Consider the following 21460-nt stretch of genomic DNA (forward strand, 5'->3'; position numbering starts at 1 on the left):
ACTAAATCTCATAAAAGCATCCTTTCTTACGAAATGGATGCTTTTTTTATTTGTCATATTCTATTATTTTCCATTATTATTCTATACATTTGTCAGTGAGATAAGTAATTTTTTAATTGACGAATGTAGATAAAGATAGAAATATGGCACTCAAACCTTCCTATAATGACAAACTGTATTTGCCAGATTTATCAAACACAGAAATCCTCATATTGGCTCTTGAAGCCTCTCAAAAACTTGAGTGGAATATCGAGCAGGTGACTTTGGAAGAAATCCGGTTTGAAGTTCCGTTCAATATGTATTCCCATGGAGAAGCAATAACCTTTACCATAGAAAAGGGAAGTGTCGGGGAAGTATCCGTTCGCAGTCAGTCTTCTTCCGTACAATTTGTTGATTATGGAAAGAACAGAAAAAATATCCAGAAGTTACGGGAAACAATGGAAGAAATAAAAGCCTCACTCACTCCGGAAGAACTAGCCCAAAGGGCCAAAGATTTCGAAGAAGAGTTCAACCGCCCGCTCACAGAAGAAGAAAAAGCCTACATAGAGGAAGAAAAGAAGAGGAACTCTTTCCTGTCTTTCTTCATTCCCCGCAAAGGATTTATAGCAACTCCCATCCTGATAGACATCAATATTCTTGTATTCATTGTAATGATTGCTTCCGGAGTGGGTATTATGTCTCCTTCCACTCTGTCACTACTGAAATGGGGAGCCGACTTCGGACCGCTGACTCTGACCGGTGACTGGTGGCGCACAGTGACTTGCAACTTCATACATATCGGAGCTTTCCATCTCCTGATGAACATGTATGCTTTCATGTATGTAGGACTTCTGTTGGAAGAACTGATAGGAGGACGCCGTATGTTCGTTTCATACCTGCTAACCGGATTATGTTCGGCTGCATTCAGCCTGTATATGCACGGTGAGACAATCAGCGCCGGAGCTTCCGGATCTATCTTCGGACTTTACGGTATATTCCTTGCATTCCTCCTCTTTCATCGCATCGCCAAAGAACAACGAAAGGCATTGTTAACCAGCATCCTCATTTTTGTGGGGTATAATCTGGTTTACGGGATGAAAGCCGGCATTGATAATGCCGCCCATATTGGCGGGTTGTTAAGCGGGTTTGTTCTGGGAATTATATATGTGGTCGGCTACAAGTTCGAGAAACCCGATGCACAGCGGACTGTCTCCATCATCGGGGAGCTTGGTATATTCTGTATATTCCTGTTCAGCTTCATGATCCTGTGCAAAAACGTTCCTCCTCTTTACCCGGAGATACGCAATGAATGGGAAAGCGGCATTGTGGAAGCCTATCTGAATGGTGAACTGGAAGAGGAAAACGAGAACAGTAATCATTCCGCTGTGAATGCTACGGACAATCTTTCCAGCAGGAAAGTTCCGGCATATACGCCTGTCGGCAATGACGATACGTGGCTATCTTATTATGATGCAGCCACCAAATTCAGTTGCCAGTATCCTACCAACTGGATAAAAATAGCAGGAGCAAAAGGAATTATTGATGGTGCGGAACCTCCATTACTCATGCTGGTCAACGGAGGGAATCAATTAACGATTACCGCCCTCACCTACGACACGCAGAAGGAGTTTGAACACATGAAAGAGTTATCACTCACTCTCCCAAGAAATGCACAAGGGGAACCGTCAGAAGATTACCAACTAAGCAATGTCAACATCAACGGACTCCCCATGACAAAGATCACGAATCCCCTGCACATCGGGGCTCCTGATGAACCGGGAGAGGATGTAAAACAAATAGCGTTGCATTACTTTCAAGAGAGCAAGAAACGATCTTTTGCTATTGTCATGCTTGTCTATGACGAAGAAGCTGAAACCGATCTGAATGCCATTACATCAAGTATCCAGATCACCCAATAAAGAGAATATGAGAGTATATATCCAAATCAAACAGTTAGGAAAGCGAAAGTGCAGTATCGAAAAGATTCCTATCGATTTTCCTGTTCCGCCTGTCAATGTACAGGGGTTGATCGAAGCCATCGTCAGTTGGCAAGTCTGCGAATACAATGAACGCTTGCAACAGAGCGAAGTGCTGAAATACCTCACACAGGAAGAAGTGGAAAATAAAACAGCTTCCGGCAAAGTAGGGTTTGCAGTAAACTATAATGGCAAACCTGCCGCAGAAGTCGAAGCCATCACCAATGCTTTGCAATCCTATGAGGACGGAATTTTCCGTATCTTCATGGATGATACGGAAACCGGAGACCTATCCTCTCCCATCCAACTTAAAGAAGAATCTACCTTAACCTTCATCCGGCTCACTATGCTGTCGGGAAGATTATGGTAATCATTATCCTATAAAACACATTTAAAACGAAAAGAATCATGAGACTGATTTATAATGACGCATTAAATAAACGGATTGCTCCGTACCTGGAAAGGTTAACGAAAAAGAGAACCAGTTTAGACAAAGAGACAATGGCACTGTTGGATGTATTTATGCAATACTTCAACATGGATACCCGGTATGGTGCATACAGCGATAAATTAGAGCCTTGCATCATCTATATTATCCAAGAAGAGAAGATTAAAAGCGTTGCCAATCTTTTCGATGGTAAATTGAACAAGCTACTCCGCTATCTATTGGGAGACGAGTACGCCCACCTGTTCCACACCTATCTGAAGCTCAAAGCACGGTGCCCGTACACTCACGGATACTCGCGCCGGTCACAACGGTCGGCAAATCCTCTTCTGCATATCGGCCACGTTATAGATGCACTGACCCAGTTTCTGAAACTGCGCGCCACCGGATTTACGGATCAAGCCATACTGAACGGAGGAAACACTCCGGAAGAAATAGAAGCATACAAGGATTCGATGAACTGCCAAAACTGGATGGCCGCCCAAATAGCAGAAGGCAACCAGACTGTCATTGAATACCTCAACAATGTGCTGACCAGTGAGAATAACGCCAACCGCCTCAACCAGGGACATCTCCAGGCTATCGCAGTAAGTGGATACCGCCCCTTGCTGGAACTGGAAGGGAAGTTACTTCTGGCAGCCAAGTTACAGGAGGGTCTCCGCCAAGCTATCGTGGAAACGATGGACGAAGGTTGTCCCGAAAGTTATCTCCATCTTTTCTCGGTCATCTGCGACAACGGCCTGCAACGATTTGCTTCCGTGAAACGCGGTATTGCAGTCAGTACGGGTATCGGAGAACAAGACAGCAGCGAACGTATCACCAATAAATATGTAGAACTGATCCATCGTTTTCTGAACGACCGGAAACAAGCACACAGTGCTCTTCAAAGCAAAGATACAGTCGAACTCTATCTGGCTTTATGGAGCATCGGATTCTATAATACGGAAGAGATTCAGACGCTCGTACCGGAAATTATCAAGAAAGGTGCTAAATACCAGGTACAGACATTACTTTATTTCTTACGCTGTACGCAATACTCCGGCATGAACCACCGCATCAGTAAAAATGCCTTTGAAAGATGGTATAAGGAACCATCGGTGGTGGCGGCTATCTTACCGTTGTATCTGTCCGGTCTCTATCTTAGCCGGTACGGAGGGCACAAAGACGCCCCGTCACTCCACGACTATTTTGATAGCAAAGAAGAGGCGGTCCGCCATTATGAATATCTGAAGCAAATCTATCAGTCCATCTCTGCCAAAGAGATTTATTCTCCTTATGTATTCCCTTGGGAAAGCACAGAACTCACCCGTTCGGAAATCGTTCTCAAAATGGCATATATCACCTGGATGACTAATAATTCTGCATTGAAAGACGATCTTTGCAGCTATCTGCCCTCTCTGGATACTTATATGCGGGCAGGCTATATCGGTGTTGTATTAGCTCCACCGACCAGTCCGCTACAGGAAGAATATGTACTGCAATCACTGGGCGACCGTTCGCAAGATGTGCGTGAAGAAGCATATAAAGCATTGTCCGAGATGACCTTGTCGCCCGAACAAAACCAGAAAGTAGAAGAGTTACTGCGCTTCAAATACAGCGAAATGCGTATCCATGCTATCAATCTGCTGATGAAACAGCCCAAAGAACAGCTAGCCGGCAGCATCCGCCGCTTGCTAACAGACAAGGTTGCCGAACGCCGCCTGGCAGGATTGGACATGATGAAGACCATACACAACGTAGAATTCCTGCAAGATATCTATCAGGAATTGATCCCGACAGTTAAAGAGATTCAGAAGCCGAACCCGAAAGAAAAAGTATTGATAGAATCTCTGATTGGCGATGGAACAGAAGAGAGCGTCACACAACATTATACCAAAGATAACGGTTTCGGTCTGTACGATCCGTCTCTTGAAGTCAGTCTGCCGGAAATTACCCAGGACAAAGGATTCAACGTTAAAAAAGCATTCGAATTCATCTGCTTCGGAAGGGCCAAACTCGTTTTCAAAAAACTAAGCAAATACATCGAAACCTACAAGAATGAAGAATTCAAAAATGGTTACGGAGAAGCACGTCTGGTAGGTAACAGTGTCCTGATAAACTGGAGCAACTACGGAGGATTGAGCGGACTAGGATTCCCGGAATTGTGGAAAGCCTTCTACGAAGAAGAAATAGGAAGCTACGACAAATTGCTGATGATGAGTTTCATGCTTGCATCGACAGGTACCGCTAAAGACGAAGACGACTCCAACGAGGAAGATGAAGAAGACATCAAGGCAGACCAGAAATCAAGTAATACTTTTGAGCCGTTTGTCAACCGGATGTATGCCGGCATCACTTACCGCGGATTGCAGAAAGACCTCCGCAAGATGCCGTACTATGAACAGATGAGTGACATCATCGAAGCACTGGCATACGAGTACAAAGATGAAGCCGTCTATCAACGACTGGCCGTCAATATGCTACTCCAACTATTGCCTTTGCTAAATACCAAAAACATCTTCCGCCAGTACACCAGTAAACATGCATGGCTCCGGGACAAACTGGAATACGGAGAAAAACAGGTCGTTTATCCGATACATAACAACAAATTCGTGAACTTCTGGCTCGAAATGCCTCAAAAGCCCATGAATGATGATCTCTTTATCCGCTATTTTACAGTGCGCTATCAGCTTTATAAGCTCACCAACTACATGGAGCACACACCCGAACTGGAAGAAACGGACTCTTATCTCCATGCCACGGACTTCGCCCGTGCCTGGATGCTGGGAATCATCCCGACAGAGGAAGTATACCGTGAAATGATGGGACGCATCAGCTCTCCCAGCCAGATCAAAGCAATCACCATGGTATTGAACGACAACGTTCGTTTCAACAAGGAAAAAGAAAGATACGCCGATATCAAAAACATCGACTTCTCCCTCTTCCGTTCCCTCGCCCAAAAGGTGGTAGACCGGATTCTTGAAATTGAATTAAAACGTGGAGACTCCGAGACACAAGTCACCTCCCTTGCAGAAGAACTAAGCTACGTCTATGGAGCTGAAACATTTATCCGTATTCTGCAAGCATTTGGCAAAGATACTTTCATACGTGACAGTTACAACTGGGGCAGCACCAAACGGGGTGTATTGAGCAGTCTGCTCCATGCTTGCCATCCCCTGCCTACGGACACCAGCGAGAATCTGAAGAAACTGGCGAAGCAGGCCGAAATCAGCGACGAGCGACTGGTAGAAGCCGCCATGTTCGCCCCACAATGGATTGAACTGACCGAAAAGGCAATAGGCTGGAAAGGACTGACAAGTGCAGCCTATTATTTCCACGCCCACACCAATGAAACGTGTGACGACAAGAAGAAAGCGATTATCGCCCGCTACACCCCCATCGACGTGGATGACCTGCGGGAAGGTGCTTTTGACATCGACTGGTTCAAAGATGCATTTAAGACAATTGGCAAGCAACGCTTCGAAGTGGTCTACAATGCCGCCAAATATATTTCATGCAGCAACAGCCATACCCGTGCCCGTAAGTTTGCCGATGCTACCAACGGTGCAGTGAAGGCGGCAGATATAAAGAAAGAAATAATAGCCAAGCGCAACAAAGACTTATTGATGAGCTACGGCCTCATCCCATTGGGACGGAAGCCAGATAAAGAACTGCTGGATCGTTATCAATACCTGCAAAAGTTCCTGAAAGAGAGCAAGGAATTCGGTGCTCAAAGACAGGAAAGCGAAAAGAAAGCGGTAAACATCGCCCTGCAAAACCTGGCACGCAACTCCGGTTACGGAGACGTTACGCGCCTGACCTGGAGCATGGAAACCGAACTGATTAAAGAACTTCTTCCCTACCTGTCCCCCAAAGAGATAGACGGCGTAGAAGTGTATGTACAAATCAACGAGGAAGGCAAATCGGAGATTAAGCAAATCAAAGACGGCAAAGAGCTCAACAGCATGCCTGCCAAGCTGAAAAAGCATCCGTATATAGAAGAACTGAAAGCGGTACACAAAAAGCTGAAAGACCAATACACCCGTTCGCGCATCATGCTGGAACAGGCGATGGAAGACTGCACCCGTTTTGAAGAAAACGAATTGCGCAAGCTGATGCAGAATCCTGTTATCTGGCCATTACTGAAACATCTCGTCTTCATCTGCAACGGACAGACGGGCTTCTACACCGATGGATTGCTGATTACAGTAAATGCCGTTTGCCTCCCGTTAAAACCGAAAGACGAGTTACGTATCGCGCACCCCACAGACCTGTATATAAGCGGAGACTGGCATGCTTATCAAAAATTCCTGTTCGATAAATCAATCCGCCAACCTTTCAAACAGGTATTCCGCGAACTTTACGTTCCGACTCCGGAAGAAATAGAAGCCACTCAATCCCGCCGCTATGCCGGTAATCAGATTCAACCGCAGAAAACGGTTGCCGTACTGAAAGGGCGCCGTTGGGTAGCCGATTATGAAGACGGCCTTCAAAAGATATATTACAAAGAGAATATCATCGCCACCATCTATGCCATGGCAGACTGGTTCTCTCCTGCCGATATCGAAGCTCCGACATTGGAATATGTCTGCTTCCATAGCCGCAAAGACTACAAGTTGATGAAAATCTCGGAGATTCCTCCTGTCATCTTCTCCGAAGTAATGAGAGACGTAGACCTGGCAGTAAGTGTAGCCCATGCCGGAAGCGTTGACCCGGAAACCAGCCACTCTACCATCGAGATGCGCAGCGTACTGGTGGAACTGACGATGCCGTTGTTTCATTTTAAGAACGTGACAATAAAAGGAAGTTTTGCTCACATCGAAGGTAAACTGGGTAAGTACAATATTCATCTGGGCAGCGGTGTGATCCATCAGGAAGGTGGTGCACAGATAGCCGTTCTTCCGGTACATTCGCAAAATCGCGGACGCCTGTTCCTGCCTTTCGTAGATGAAGATCCGAAGACTGCCGAGATACTGACTAAGATTATCTTCTTTGCAGAAGACGATAAGATAAAAGACCCAAGCATCCTGAACCAAATCAAATAGTAAAGAGATGGCAGAAAATTTAATCATCCACACAGGAAGCAAGGAAGAAAAGTATCGGGAGTTACTTCCGCAACTGCATGCTTTGGTAAGCACGGAGGCGGATCTTATTGCCAATCTTGCCAACATGGCAGCAGCCTTAAAACAGACCTTCGGTTTCTTCTGGGTAGGCTTTTACCTTGTGAAAGAGGAAGAACTCGTACTGGGTCCGTTTCAAGGCCCCATTGCCTGCACTCGCATCCGCTTTGGCAGAGGAGTTTGCGGAACCGCCTGGAAAGAAGCCCGTACACTGATTGTTCCTGATGTAGAGCAGTTTCCCGGACACATAGCCTGTAGTTCGGACTCGAAATCGGAAATAGTAGTACCGATCCTCAAGCAGGGGAAAGTTGTCGGGGTGCTGGATATCGACAGTGATACATTGGATAGCTTCGACACTATCGACGCACGCTATCTGGAAGAGATTTGCACATATATTGTATTATAAAATAACGGCATAAACATCCTGAAAAAACGGAGGCTCTGATTGAATGAATCAGAGCCTCCATTTACTATAAATAGAGCCTCTGTTCGAATCAAACAGAAGCTCTATTTTTTTACCAGTCCATATCTTCTATTTCCCGTTCCCGGTACAGCAAAAGTTGTTTGCGAAGCGAACGCATTTCGTGCCTCATATCTTCCATCCTTTCCAGCAAATGATGAATGGCATCGATACCTTCCATGTTGATGGATAAGTCATAGTACATTCTGCTATAACGTTCGACGTTCGGGAGTTCCGACAAAAGCAGATAATGTTCACCGCCTTCGGTATGCACGTTAATCAAACCGCCCTCTTCCAACATTTCGATGAATGAAGGCTCAATATGACATTTGTGACAGTATTCACTGACAATTATTAATTCGGTCTGCATAGTACTCATTCATTTTAGTTCATACTCTGTAATTGACGGAACAACTCTTTCTGTTTGTCGGTCAAGTTCGTAGGAATCTTGACAGAATAGGTCACAATCAAGTCACCGAATTGTCCTTCCTTCTTATAAACCGGGAATCCTTTACCTTTCAGACGGACTTTCGTACCGTTCTGCGTTTCCGGTTTTATCTTCAGTTTCACTTTACCGTCCAGCGTGTCGACTACTTTCTCGCCTCCCAATACGGCAGAGTAAAGGTCTACCTCCACATCTACGTACAGATCGTCGCCCAGGCGTTTGAACACCGGGTCTTCGGCTATAACGAACGTAATGTACAAGTCGCCCGCAGGTCCTCCGTTGACACCTTCGGCTCCGTAGCCTTTCAGTTTAATAACCTGTCCGTCGGCTACACCGGCAGGGATAGTGATACGTACCTGTTTACCATTTACAGTCAATATCTGCTTATGCGTTTGAGCAGCATCACGAAGGGAAAGATGAAGTTCGGCATTAAAGTCCTGTCCGCGGAATCCCGCAGAGCCTTGTCCTCTTCCTCCCCGATGTCCGAACATTGATTCGAAGAAATCGGAAAATCCACTAGCGTTGCCACCGGAAAATCCTTCTCCATCGGAACTATACCAATAGGTTCCGTTACCGTCGGAGAAACCCTGACCCGTACCGCCGAATCCGCCGAAACCTCCTGCACCGCCAAAGCCTCCGGCTTGTTGCTGTGCACGTTTCTGCGCTTCGAATTCATCGGCATGCTTCCAATGTTCTCCGTACTCATCATACTTTTTACGTTTCTCGGGGTCACTCAGTACTTCATTGGCTTCGTTGATTTCCTGAAATTTATCCTTTGCACTAGGGTCATTAGGATTCAAATCAGGGTGATATTTCCGGGCCAACTTACGAAAAGCCTTTTTGATATCGTCCTGAGAAGCACTTTTGTCTACTCCAAGAATCTTGTAATAATCTATATAGGCCATGTTTTATGAATTTAATCGTTCATACATCATACGGCAAATAACACGCCAATCCCATTTTTGGATGCAAAAATTAACAAGGATTAATACCTAATATTTAATACTTGATATTCCTCTTTTCCAGCATCTGGAAGTCTTGCTTCTTCATGCCCAAATCATCCAACGGACGAGGATCATTGTGATCGTTCAGATAAACCCTCGGTTTCAGGACGTAGTGCGGAGCCGTCACAGCCTGCGAATCATCCCGGTAAGGAGTTTCTATTCCTCCTAAAGACAGCATAGTCGGGAAGAAAGAGCTGCTGGAAGAAACATTCTTATCCTTATTTTCAATAGCGGTATTCCAACGTTCGGGATACGTTTCGCGGTAGTCATCGGACATCCAAATCAGGAATGGCACATGAAGCTGATAATAAGAAGGTACGGGAGAAGCGTGGAGGAACAGATGACGGGAATCGTCGAAAATGTCCTCTCCATGATCGGAAGTGTAGAGCATGGCGGCATCTACCTGCTGTTTTTCCAACATACGGATAAGTCGTGACAGAAAATCATCCGTGTAACGGATAGAGTTATCATAGGCATTCACCAGGTTATCCCGGTATTTTCTCTCTGCTTCCATCGGATAATCGGGCGTAAAGAAAGCATCTTCCGACGGGTAACGTTCGCGATAGTTAAAGTGGGAACCGTAGGTGTGAAGTACGATGAATTGTTTCGTTGCACCTTTCGCCAGTTCCTGCTCCACCAATTTCAGAAGTTCATCGTCAGAAGGATTGTAGGTAGAGCTGACCGAATCTTCTTTTATAAAATCATACGTATCGGCTTCCATTCCGAAGAAGTCGATAAATGAATGGTTGTAACGTTGGTTGGAGAAAAAAGCCGTCCGGAATCCTGCCTCTTTGAAAGCGGTGATGATTCCTTTTTGATGGTAGATAGAATCGTAGTTGCAGGCGGTAGCGTCCGACATCAGCATGGGGACACTTTTATGTGTCGTATTCGACTCTGTCAACACTTTTGGGAAAGCAATCAGACCCGTTTGCCGGGATAAGAGCGGGTTCGTTTCACGTTCGTAACCATACAATTGCCAGTTTAGGGCACGAGAGGTTTCTCCTATGACCATTACATATACTTCCCGTTTTCCCTCCGGATGAGTAGGCCGGGCATGGAAAGTAAAGTCTTTGGATGTACGGTGGTAATCCTGTGTCAGAGCTGTTCTTTGAAAGGCAAGACCTACATTATAACATACGTTTAGCGGGTATAAATCAGATTTCAACTCATATCCCGAATCCTGCACATAGGCTCCGACAAGACTAAGAAGGGAGATGCCAAAGACCAGGAAGGCTCTCTTCCGTTCCCTGCGAATGAACTCTACCGTGAGTTTCCGTTTACGTATAATTGAAATCGTCCCTAATATCAGGGCAGGTACATAGAGTATGATTACAGCAATAATGGCAGGTGTGAGATTATCGAGCAGTTCCAATGCCTCACTCGAATTGGTGGTGACCAGATTCAGAAACATATCGACAGCGATAATGGACTGGCCGAATAAATAAAGCAACACGATCTGAAAGGCTCCGAAGAACAGGAACAGGAATAAAATCCACAGCATCTTGCCGCAATTCCTCGACAAAGTCATCAACAGGTAATAGCAACCGAAAGGTAACAACACATTGGCGACTTTTGCCATAAATGGTAAAGGTTCTGTAAAACAGAGTACCATATTAGGTACTATCAAGATAAACAGGAACAGATAAAACAGATGTTCCTGATTTTCCAACCAATTCTTTATATTCTTAAAAAGCTTCATTGATGTTAAAAATAAATCCGGTCTGGTGTTTGCCAAACCCTAAATCTAAACGTACATTTACTCTCTTCTTAAACTCCCAACGATAACCGAAACCATAGTTAGGCAGAATGTGTTTCGGGGTGAACTCGGAAAGTCGTGGAAAAATCGTTCCCGCGCCTGCCCATACAGCCACTCCATTCCGCTTCCAGACGTGTTGGCGGAGTTCTATCTGTGCATCCATAGCACACTTGTCCCGATAGCGTCCTTCGTAATATCCGCGCATGGAGTAGGAACTTCCCAGCGTTGCCATCAAGCCCCAGGGGGTATCTCCATAAGTAAGCAATGTGTGGAATTGCCCTGCCAGTACTCCGCCCTTCCATACCGGTTGATAATAGCTGGTAGTGAGTTCTGTGCTGCTAAACGCATATTTATTACCGAGAAAAGCCGGACTGAACCTTTGGTCTATCCGCAAGTAATAGCCATGGTATGCATTGGTCAGGAAGTCACGAGAATCATAAAGGAGGGAAAGTCCCAGGCTGGTATTGGTAGTTCGCGCGGCCATTCCTTCCCATAGTTCCGGTTTCTCAAAGTTCCGTCCGTCGATATAATCGAATACGACCATCGGTCCGATGTAGAAGTTCTTTGCCAGCCGGAACATAAAATCGACTTTCACCTGTGCCTGAAAACGTTTATAATCACTTTCGTTATCAGAGTTCGCTCCATTGTCATATCCCCGACCCCAATACAGGCTGGGGAAAGAATAGAAATACAGATTGTAATTCAACCGGTATTTATCTTGCGGGAACAGATGGTTTCCACGAACTCCCAACAGATAGAAGCCGACCGTCGACACATCTCCGTAAAGAGAGACATTGGAAGGAGGAAGAAGCGAATCAATCCGATCGGTGCGATATAATCCGGCTGCCACCAGTCCGAGTCCGAACTTGGTATCACTGGAATAGTGAGGGCCGCCTATCACACTGAAATCAAACTTTTTATTCTTTTTTTCCTTATTGGCGTCATTGAAGTAATCAAGAAACTTCTTAAAGAAGCTGCGCTTCGCCGGAACAGAATCTTCAAAGGTTACAGGTATAGAATCCTCCGGCAGTTCAATTTTTGTAGAATGCAGCTGCGCGCCCAATGGGGTTTGTGTCAATAACAAAATCGCGAATATGATTAGCCTGTTCTGTCTAGTATTCATAATCATAAGAAGTAGAAAACTTTGCGGACAAAGTTAGTTTCAAACTTCTTATAAAAACAGATATTCAGGCGCTTTTGTTGTTCCGGATTTCCTTTTTAACGTTTTAAAAGTCTTATAAACTCGTCTACATCCTCCTCTGTGGTATCAAAAGAAGTTACCAGACGGATTTCATTCTTCTCTTCGTTCCAAAAATAAAAGAAGTAAGACTCCAGCATCCGGTCGATAACCGGGCGGGGCATGGTGAGGAATAACTGGTTACTTTCTGCTTTTTGAGTGAAAGTTACTTCGGGTAGTTTCTTCAATTCAGTGTAAAGTTTGGTAGCCATTGCATTGGCATGGTTGGCATTCTTCAGCCAGAGGTTGTCTGTGAGGTATGCCGTAAACTGGCAAGAGAGGTAACGCATCTTCGACGCTAGTTGGGCGGATTGTTTACGGATGAAGCGGGCTTCCGATTGCAAGTCTTTATTAAATACAATCACGCACTCTCCCATCATCAGTCCGTTCTTCGTTCCGCCAAAACTAAGAATATCGACTCCGCAGTCTACTGTCAGTTCTTTTAAGGAAAGATTCAAAGCGGCACAGGCGTTGGCTATTCTGGCTCCGTCCATGTGTACATACATACCATTCAGATGGGCAAAGTCTGTCAGACGTTTCAATTCTTCGGGAGTATAGATGGTGCCAAGTTCGGTACATTGGGAGATGTAGAGGGCTCTGGGTTGTGAATGGTGCTGATCGCCGAAACCATGCAGATAAGGTTGCATCAATTCCGGGGTAAGTTTACCGTCAGGAGTGGCAATCGGGCGAATCTGACAACCTGTCATTTTCACAGGAGAGCCGCATTCATCTACATAGATATGAGCCGTTTCCGCACAAAAGATGGAATGATACGGACGGGTCATCAGCTGCAATGCTACCACGTTGCTACCCGTTCCGTTAAATACAAACAAGGGGACACAGTTGGGCGTAAAGGTTTCCTTTATCTTCGCTACGGCTTCTTCTGTCCATTTATCATCGCCATATCCTAAAGAATGGTCTATATTAGCCCGGTTCAATGCTTCCATTACCAACGGATGCACACCGGAATTATTGTCGGAGGCAAAACTTCTCATTGTTTCTTACATTTTAATTCGTGATGCAAAGTAACAGAATTATTTCCGGAAATCCATTGAAAGGAAGATACATAAAGCAGAAAAAGGATAAAAAACGAGAATCTCCGAAGTGCTGACTATGCTGTCATTCCTCCGGAGATTCTTCTGTTCTCGTTAAAGTGTCAAACTCTTTTAGCCAATATAAACATTCACACAGAGATATACATAAAGTTCTTCATCGCACTGATCGAACTCTATTTTGCTCTCTCTTGACAACCACCCCAAAGCGGCACCCAGCTCTTTATCTTTCAGCCCGGATTTTCTCTTCAAAAGTCCATAGCTCCACTTCTCATTATTGCTAAGCAGTTGCCAAACCTTACCGGCATTCACACCGATTTCATTTCTGTTCATTTTTCTAGAGTAATTAAGAGGTTTAATACATTAGGTTAAGATTTCGCCTATAAAGATAACAAAAGGATATTGCAATTGTTTATACATCTTTACTAAAAAGTTGTTACAGAATTAATTTTAACATAAAAGCGGTGATGTGTCCCGACACAAAGGCGTTATTAGCATATGTTAAATTAGAACTTTTCTTTGCAGCCATCTGTTATTACATAAAAATCAATCCTAAACCAATTACAGCTATGGCAAAAAAAATAGCAGAACAGTTGATAGATACTCTGGTAAAATCCGGAGTTGAACGTATCTACGCCGTAACAGGCGACAGTCTGAATGAAGTAAACGAAGCAGTCAGAAAAAACGATCAAATAAAATGGATACATGTGCGCCACGAAGAAACAGGGGCGTATGCCGCTGCGGCAGAAGCACAACTGACCGGTCGCCCGGGATGCTGCGCGGGAAGTAGCGGGCCGGGACATGTTCATCTGATTAACGGCTTGTATGACGCACACCGATCCGGCGCACCGGTAATCGCCATCGCCTCTACAATTCCTACCGGAGAGTTCGGTACGGAATATTTTCAAGAGACGAATACCATCAAACTTTTTAACGATTGCAGTTATTATAATGAAGTAGCCACTACTCCCACACAATTTCCACGTATGCTCCAGTCGGCCATACAAACGGCTGTCACCCGCAAAGGGGTGTCCGTTATCGGACTTCCGGGGGACTTGGCAAAGGCTTCTGCCGTTGCTGTCGACTCGTCGGTTATCAACTATCCTGCCCCACCGGAAGTTTGTCCGTCGGAAGAAGATCTGGCTCAATTAGCTGACATGTTAAACAAACATACACGTATCACTCTTTTCTGCGGCATCGGTTGCCGGGGAGCTCACGAGGAAGTGATTGCGCTTTCCGAGAAGCTGAACGCTCCGGTTGTATATACTTTCAAAGGAAAGATGGAGGTGCAATATGAAAATCCGTATGAAGTGGGTATGACCGGATTGCTGGGAATGCCGTCGGGCTATTACAGCATGCATGAAGCCGAAGTGCTTCTCATGCTCGGCACTGACTTTCCATATTCCGCTTTCTTGCCGGATGACATCAAGATAGCACAGATTGACATAAAGCCCGAACGTCTGGGACGTCGTGCAAAGGTGGATATCGGACTTTGCGGTGATGTTAAACTTAGCATCCAAAGTTTATTGCGTATGCTGAATCCGAAGACGGATGATTCGTTCCTGTTGAAACAACTCAAAAGATATGAAGGAGTAAAGAAGGATCTGGCTGCTTACACGGAAGATAAAGGCGATGTAAATAAGATTCATCCCGAATATGTGATGTCCGAAATAGACAAACTAAGTTCGGACGATGCTGTGTTCACAGTAGATACGGGAATGACTTGTGTGTGGGGAGCACGTTATCTGCAAGCGACAGGCAAACGCCACATGCTGGGTTCTTTCAATCATGGTTCTATGGCAAATGCTTTGCCGCAAGCCATCGGTGCCGCACTAGCTTATCCGGATCGCCAGGTAGTGGCGCTTTGCGGAGATGGTGGCTTGTCTATGACTTTAGGAGACTTGGAAACCGTTGTACAATATAAGTTACCAATTAAAATTATCGTATTCAACAACCGTTCATTGGGAATGGTGAAGTTGGAAATGGAAGTGGACGGATTGCCGGACTGGCAGACAAATATGTTGAATCCAGACTTTGCTCAAGTGGCCGAAGCAATGGGAATGACCGGATTTAATGTCAGTGATCCGGAAGAAGTGTTGACTACCTTACTGAATGCATTTGAGTTGGACGGTCCGGTACTTGTTAATATCATGACTGATCCGAACGCACTGGCCATGCCTCCCAAAATTGAATTCGGTCAAATGGTGGGCTTTGCACAATCAATGTATAAGTTGTTAATCAACGGTCGTTCACAAGAAGTAATTGATACGATCAATTCTAACTTTAAGCATATACGGGAGGTATTTTAAGTTATTCTCTTTTTAAGTTCTTCAATACCTCTCCCAAGGTATGACTTACTATTATTGCTAATCGCAATAAGGTAAGTCATACCTTTTTATAGTCTATCTTGAAGTGGAAATCATTTTATTTTCTTATGTTTGCAATTATCAAAAAGTAAAAACACATGGAAAAGCCCGACTTTTCGCCTTTATCCCGACAAGCTCTACATGCAGATAAAAAACAGTGGAATCAATTCCTTTCTATTTTTTTATTGGCAGTGGGTGTTGGCTTTACAGTGGCAGGCATCGTCTTCTTTTTTGCCTATAACTGGGATGAACTACCTAAATTTGCAAAATTAGGAATGGTAGAAGTATTATTGGTAGCCTCTGTCCTACTCGCTACATTTACCCGTTGGAGTAAGCTCGTCAAACAAATTCTCCTCACCGGAGCTACGTTTCTGATAGGTACGCTTTTCGCTGTCTTCGGACAAATTTACCAAACAGGGGCCGATGCTTACGATCTCTTTCTGGGATGGACTCTTTTCACCATTCTCTGGGCGATTGCTATCCGCTTCGCTCCGTTATGGCTGACGTTCATCGGATTACTTTGTACTACGATATGGCTGTATAATATACAAATTGCCGGCTATGGCTCTTGGGAAATAACTCTATTGGGCAATGCAGTAACCTGGATATGTGCCGTGGCAACTATTATTACGGAATGGATGAGTGCAAAAGGTCATTTGAACAGAAACAATCGTTGGTTTGTCAGTCTTCTTTCGTTGGCTACCATTCTACACACCAGCTTTCTGTTAATGGCGGCCATCTGTGATGATTATACCATATTATCTGTTCCTCTCATAACTACTGTCCTTCTATTCGCAGCGGGACTTTGGTACGGATGGAGAGAAAAGAGTCTGTTCTATCTGGCTATCATTCCTTTTGCCACATTAATGATTTTATTGACTACATTCATATCTAAAAGTGATCTTAGGCATGTTCAGATATTTTTCTATGGAGGAATCATTGTCATCAGCGGAACAACTTTACTCATTTACATCATTCTTCATCTAAAAAAGCAATGGTATGGCACAGAAGCATAACCTCACTATTCTAGTCGTATCCATTATCGGGGGAATCCTGACGGCTATTTTCTTTCTGGGATTTCTGGCACTTGCCAGAATCATTCAATCCGATATTTCCAGTCTGATTATAGGAACTTTGTTAATCATTACTACGTTAATAATCAGCCGCGTCGTTATCCGGCCTTTTCTGGATGCAATGAACATCACTTTATATATAGCAGGATGCGTATTGGCAGGCTTTGGCATGAGTGCTAATATTCATGCCCTCTTCTTTATACTTATAATAATCAGTATACTCACTTTCTTTTTATCGAGAGGATTCATTCTCCCCTTTCTTTCAGTCATTCTGTTTAATATATCTTTATTTGGAGAAGTTGCCTATGTCTTTTCTTCATTTTATCCCCTTCAAATAGCAGTAATCCCTATCCTCGGAGCATTTCTATTTATCAATGCTTTCGAAAAGCTGTTTGAGGGTACAGAGACGGAAAATTATTTTTCCAAATACAGACCATTTCATGCCGGTTTATTTGTATCCAGTATCGTATCACTGGGAGGATTATCAATCAGCTACCTGGTATCGGAAACAAATAGCTGGCTCGTATCGGGCATATTGTCCGTTTATATATGGGTAGGACTTCTCATCATGATTCAACAAATCATACAGGTCATGAAAGGGGATAATCCTGTGAATCAGGTTGGTATCTATATTCTTTGTATTATCATTTGTCTGCCTACCGTATTTGCTCCTTATTTATCCGGTAGTTTGCTACTGATTTTAATATGTTTTCATTATGGTTATAGAGCAGAGTGTGCCGCTGCACTCCTTCTCTTTATCTATGCCGTTTCCAAATACTATTATGATTTGAATTTGAGCCTGCTCACCAAATCCATTACGCTTTTCTTCATCGGAATTGCATGTATTACAGCCTGGTATTTCTTCACTCAAAAAAGAACAAGACATGAAAAAATATAGCCGAATATTGATTATCGTAAACCTGATACTGTTACTAGGGTATTTCAACTGGTCGGTTTATAAGAAAGAGCAGATCTTGAAAGACGGACGGTTGGTTTTGTTACAGTTAGTTCCTGTCGATCCCCGCTCTCTTATGCAAGGAGACTATATGAGACTTAACTACCAGGAAGCCTCATCAGCTCCGGTAGACGACCAAACTGCCAAACGCGGTTATGCCGTACTTCGAACTGACAGTAATCAGGTAGGAGAAATAGTGCGACTGCAAAACGCTTTAGAACCTGTAAACAGTGATGAACTGGTCATCAAATATAAAATAGTACATTACCGGCTCTTCCTCGGTGCCGAATCTTTCTTCTTCGAAGAAGGACAGGATACTCTTTATCAAAAAGCCATGTATGGCGGACTGAAAGTGAATGATAAAGGACAAAGCCTGCTCGTAGGACTGTATGACGAGAACTTCCATTATATTCAATCCAATAAATAAATAATAATGAAAAAGCCCGGACTTTCGCAAGCCCGGACTTTCTATATTCTCAAAACATCTCCTTAATCTATAGGGAAATAAGGGACTAGCAAATTGGTTTCTAGTGCAAATAAGGAGATGTTATGAAATAAAGAAAAGGGATACCTGTGGGAAATAAGGGAGGTATCCCTTTCTATAAGAAGAACAGAATTGGAAGGATTGACTTTCACAAGCCAAATCCTTCACTCTATTTCTTCTCGGTGTATTCTTCACACAAAGTGAAGAAGGGTTTTATCTGTTTTACTTCACATTAGCAGGTATAGTTACTGTTATTACATTATTATTTGCATAATTAGTAATTGTACCCCATTGTGAGCTAGCAACAATCATTACGTAAGCGGTATAATCAGTTTGGAAATTATATCCTTTACCAGTAGTTGTAAATGACAACTTACCATCATTACCAACTGTTAAGTATGGACAAGTTGTATCTTTGCCTTTAGCATCTACAAATTTGAATGAAGGAGCAGTCAGACCATAAATAGCGAGTGGAGTAGCTGTGCCAAACTCAACTTGGTCATCTACCTGACTACCATCTTTCCACATAGCTTTACCTCTCATATCATTCCAACTAAATCCATCGGCCAAAGGATAAACACCAGCCTTGCTATTCAGTTCTACTGCTTTCTTACCAGCAACCCAAGAACCACTAATATCATTGATATTTACATCAGCTGTTAATTTCTGAAGAGGTGTAGTCGTACCCGCTAAAGACACTGTAGCAACGATTTGTACTTTCGCATCTTTTCCGTCTGTAGTCTTACCTGTATATTCATCCTTCTTAAATGTCAATGTCGGTTCACTATAGCTAATACCTTTAATCTTATTCCAATTAGGAACATCAATTTTCAAAGTAGCACCTGTAACACCAGTAACAGCTGCCTGCACAGCAGAATAGTTAGTAAACAGCTTGGATAAGTCATAGCTCAAAGTAATAGAAGATGGTTTTTCTTCCTGATCCAGTGTTGGAGTAAATCCAACTTTACCAGCTGTTGCTGTTCCACCCCAAAGATATTTATCTACTGCCAACTCTGCAATTTCAGGGTTTTGTACTGTAATAGTAGCAGTAACTATAATTTCTCTACCATCAGAAGTAAATTTAGCCTTAATAGGATAAACACCGGCAGGAGTTTGTGCTGCAATGACAGCTGTTAATTCATTTTTAGAAGAAGGATCTGTAGAAATAGCAAAATAAACTTTATCATTTGCTTCTTTCACTACTTCACCTGTCAAAGCTTGGAATTCAGTAAGAGTCAACTTCACGTCTTCAGCATCATAAATCTTATTCAATGGGAATTTCGAAGCTGCAACAGTTTGTGCGTCATTACTCCAAGTTGCAGGTTCAATCTTACCATAATCAATAGTAGCTTTTTTAGTTGTCTTAGTAACAGTCACTGTACCAATCTTCTTATCAGCAGCAGGAGTATAGAAGCCTGCAGCAGTCACTTTCGCATTAACATCTGTAACTTGGCCAATATAACTTGGAGTCTCATAGGCATTCAGCATTACAGCAGTGCCACTAACCTTGAAGTAAGTGTCATTAACCACACTAAATGTCGTAGTCAAAGATTTTGGATCAAAGCCCGGATATTCAGACAATTCAACCTCTGACGGAGTAGTTCCATCTGCACTATTGGATACAGACAATACAACACGACCTTTACCGTTATATTCTGCCTTGCCATCTTTAACATCATAAGGAAGTTCCATATCTACATCAGCACCAGAATTTGCTTTATAATATGCATCTACCAAATACTTCTTTCCAACAATAGCTGCGAAATAATCAGAAGTAATATCTGTTTTACCTAATGTTTCTACTTTATCTTCTTTAGTAACTACGTGCATACACACAGCAAAGCTCTTTGTAGCATTAGACTTAATTGTATAAGTTACTAAGCCACCATCTACAACTGGCTTATCAACTACCACAAACTGATCTACCTGCACAGCTCTCGTCATTTCTCTATCTGCACTGAAAGTCACATCATAATTGTCTACAAATGATTCAGCAGCATCAGCAGGAGAAATACGGAACATAACTTCTTGAGTAGAAGCACCATCAAGAGTAATTGTTCCATAATTGGCATCTGCCGCTTTTGATTTAGCATACAACGTAGTAAAGTTTACTATTCTATCGGATGTCTTAGGAACAAATGATACGCTTTGCACCATCTTCTTGATAGCATTGATCTCATCTTGAAGTTCTTTCTTTAAGCTAGCAAGTGACGAATCTTCTTCTTTTAATTGTGCTTTTATTATAGCCTCAATTGCTTCTGTTAGATTTTTACTACCTGCAGGAAGACTCAACGCAGTCAAAGCCTGTCTGGATGCTTCAATTTGGTTTAGAATATCAGCATACTTCTCGTAATTATCATTCTCTTTAATGAAAGCATCTACAGCTTCTTGCAACTTTTCCAGTTCTGTCAATCTAGCCAGAATACCATCTTCTTTATCATATAAAAGAGTATAGCAATCTGTAATAAATGCTTCCATGGATTTCCAAACACCACCTGTCAAAGTAGAAACTTCATTATTGATAGCTTTAAAATCAGCTAAAGTAGCTTTCTGTACTACACCTTGAACATATGCAGCAATATCACCCTCTTTCTCTATTGCCTCTTTAATGCTATTATTGATTAATGCATCGAAGCTTGTGTTGTCAAATCCACTTAAATCGCCTGATTCTTTATATTTTTGCTCTGCTTTTACCAAAGCATCCAAAGTTGATGATACTTTATTTAAAGCATCAATATCCGTTTTTAATTTAGCAATGGTTTCATCAGTCTTAAGATTTTCCCATGTCAACAAATTAGTCTTGTCTGCCAACTGTTTTGCAAGATCTGCCAATAAAGCTTCATCTCCCCCTTTAGCTAAGGCATCTTTCAAATCTTGAATTTCTTTTTCCAAAGCTGTAATATCAGCTTTCTTGTTCAACAGTTCTGTCAATTCACTTTTAGCTTTATCAACAGCCGCTTTCAATTCTTCCGAGCTGACCGGACTTGTAGATGTAATCTTATCAATTTGCTCCTGCAAATTTTTAACATCATCATCGTAGTCCTTGCAACTTGTCACTGCTGTGCTAACTGCAAGTGCCAACGCCCCGAAGAACATCACTTTTACAAATTTTCTTTTCATAACTACTTA

General features: G+C 43.1%; 15 protein-coding genes. 8 read left to right on the plus strand and 7 right to left on the minus strand.

Annotated features, from left to right (window positions below; all coding sequences use genetic code 11):
* Window positions 1–143: 143 nt before the first annotated feature.
* From H8796_RS23605 to H8796_RS23620, 4 genes are read left to right on the plus strand one after another with little or no spacing between them, the layout of a single operon-like run.
* Window positions 144–1898 carry a rhomboid family intramembrane serine protease gene (locus H8796_RS23605; RefSeq protein ID WP_117935946.1) on the plus strand — a complete coding sequence of 585 codons (1755 nt, stop codon included), beginning with the start codon at window positions 144–146 and terminating at the stop codon, window positions 1896–1898.
* Between the two features lie 7 nt (window positions 1899–1905).
* Complete coding sequence (locus H8796_RS23610) at window positions 1906–2325, plus strand: hypothetical protein (protein WP_117935948.1); 420 nt, start codon at window positions 1906–1908, stop codon at window positions 2323–2325.
* Between the two features lie 38 nt (window positions 2326–2363).
* Complete coding sequence (locus tag H8796_RS23615; protein ID WP_117935950.1) at window positions 2364–7424, plus strand: DUF4132 domain-containing protein; 5061 nt, start codon at window positions 2364–2366, stop codon at window positions 7422–7424.
* 7 nt (window positions 7425–7431) lie between these two features.
* Entirely contained in the window at window positions 7432–7905 is a 474-nt protein-coding gene (locus tag H8796_RS23620) for a GAF domain-containing protein (protein WP_004327073.1), read from the plus strand.
* 109 nt (window positions 7906–8014) lie between these two features.
* Here the strand turns inward: H8796_RS23620 and H8796_RS23625 are convergent, their stop codons facing one another.
* From H8796_RS23625 to H8796_RS23650, 6 genes are all read right to left on the minus strand, one after another.
* Window positions 8015–8329 carry a chaperone modulator CbpM gene (locus tag H8796_RS23625; protein WP_004307142.1) on the minus strand — a complete coding sequence of 105 codons (315 nt, stop codon included), beginning with the start codon at window positions 8327–8329 and terminating at the stop codon, window positions 8015–8017.
* Between the two features lie 14 nt (window positions 8330–8343).
* Window positions 8344–9309 (minus strand): DnaJ C-terminal domain-containing protein, encoded by a 966-nt coding sequence (locus H8796_RS23630; protein ID WP_117935952.1) that lies wholly within the window; start codon window positions 9307–9309, stop codon window positions 8344–8346.
* Between the two features lie 94 nt (window positions 9310–9403).
* The gene (locus tag H8796_RS23635) at window positions 9404–11107 is read right to left on the minus strand and encodes a phosphoethanolamine transferase (protein ID WP_117935954.1); all 1704 of its coding nucleotides are present in this window, start codon (window positions 11105–11107) and stop codon (window positions 9404–9406) included.
* On the minus strand, window positions 11094–12293 hold the full coding sequence (locus tag H8796_RS23640; protein ID WP_187343887.1) for a BamA/TamA family outer membrane protein: 1200 nt from the start codon (window positions 12291–12293) through the stop codon (window positions 11094–11096). The genes H8796_RS23635 and H8796_RS23640 overlap by 14 nt, the downstream gene beginning before the upstream one ends.
* An 89-nt stretch (window positions 12294–12382) precedes the next feature.
* Window positions 12383–13396, minus strand: a complete 1014-nt coding sequence (locus H8796_RS23645) for a low specificity L-threonine aldolase (protein ID WP_117935956.1) — start codon at window positions 13394–13396, stop codon at window positions 12383–12385.
* A gap of 171 nt (window positions 13397–13567) precedes the next feature.
* Window positions 13568–13786, minus strand: coding sequence for a winged helix-turn-helix domain-containing protein (locus tag H8796_RS23650; RefSeq protein WP_004301053.1), 219 nt, complete (start codon window positions 13784–13786; stop codon window positions 13568–13570).
* A 236-nt stretch (window positions 13787–14022) separates the two neighbouring features.
* On the opposite strand from H8796_RS23650, the gene H8796_RS23655 reads away from it, so the two are divergent.
* The 4 genes from H8796_RS23655 (at window position 14023) to H8796_RS23670 (ending at window position 18274) form a co-directional block, all read left to right on the plus strand.
* The gene (locus H8796_RS23655) at window positions 14023–15762 is read left to right on the plus strand and encodes a thiamine pyrophosphate-dependent enzyme (RefSeq protein ID WP_032843878.1); all 1740 of its coding nucleotides are present in this window, start codon (window positions 14023–14025) and stop codon (window positions 15760–15762) included.
* A gap of 155 nt (window positions 15763–15917) precedes the next feature.
* The gene (locus tag H8796_RS23660) at window positions 15918–16835 is read left to right on the plus strand and encodes a DUF2157 domain-containing protein (RefSeq protein WP_117935958.1); all 918 of its coding nucleotides are present in this window, start codon (window positions 15918–15920) and stop codon (window positions 16833–16835) included.
* Complete coding sequence (locus tag H8796_RS23665) at window positions 16819–17790, plus strand: DUF4401 domain-containing protein (protein ID WP_117935960.1); 972 nt, start codon at window positions 16819–16821, stop codon at window positions 17788–17790. The genes H8796_RS23660 and H8796_RS23665 overlap by 17 nt, the downstream gene beginning before the upstream one ends.
* Window positions 17777–18274 carry a GDYXXLXY domain-containing protein gene (locus tag H8796_RS23670; RefSeq protein WP_117935962.1) on the plus strand — a complete coding sequence of 166 codons (498 nt, stop codon included), beginning with the start codon at window positions 17777–17779 and terminating at the stop codon, window positions 18272–18274. Before H8796_RS23665 ends, H8796_RS23670 begins: the two co-directional genes overlap by 14 nt.
* 279 nt (window positions 18275–18553) lie before the next feature.
* On the opposite strand, the gene H8796_RS23675 is transcribed toward H8796_RS23670, so the two are convergent.
* A complete protein-coding gene (locus H8796_RS23675) occupies window positions 18554–21451 on the minus strand; it encodes a hypothetical protein (RefSeq protein ID WP_147340105.1) in 2898 nt (965 codons plus the stop codon).
* Window positions 21452–21460 lie beyond the last annotated feature (9 nt).

Origin of the sequence: Bacteroides sp. M10 (genome assembly GCF_014334015.1) — a bacterium.
In the GTDB taxonomy this organism is placed as follows: Bacteria; Bacteroidota; Bacteroidia; order Bacteroidales; family Bacteroidaceae; genus Bacteroides; species Bacteroides intestinigallinarum.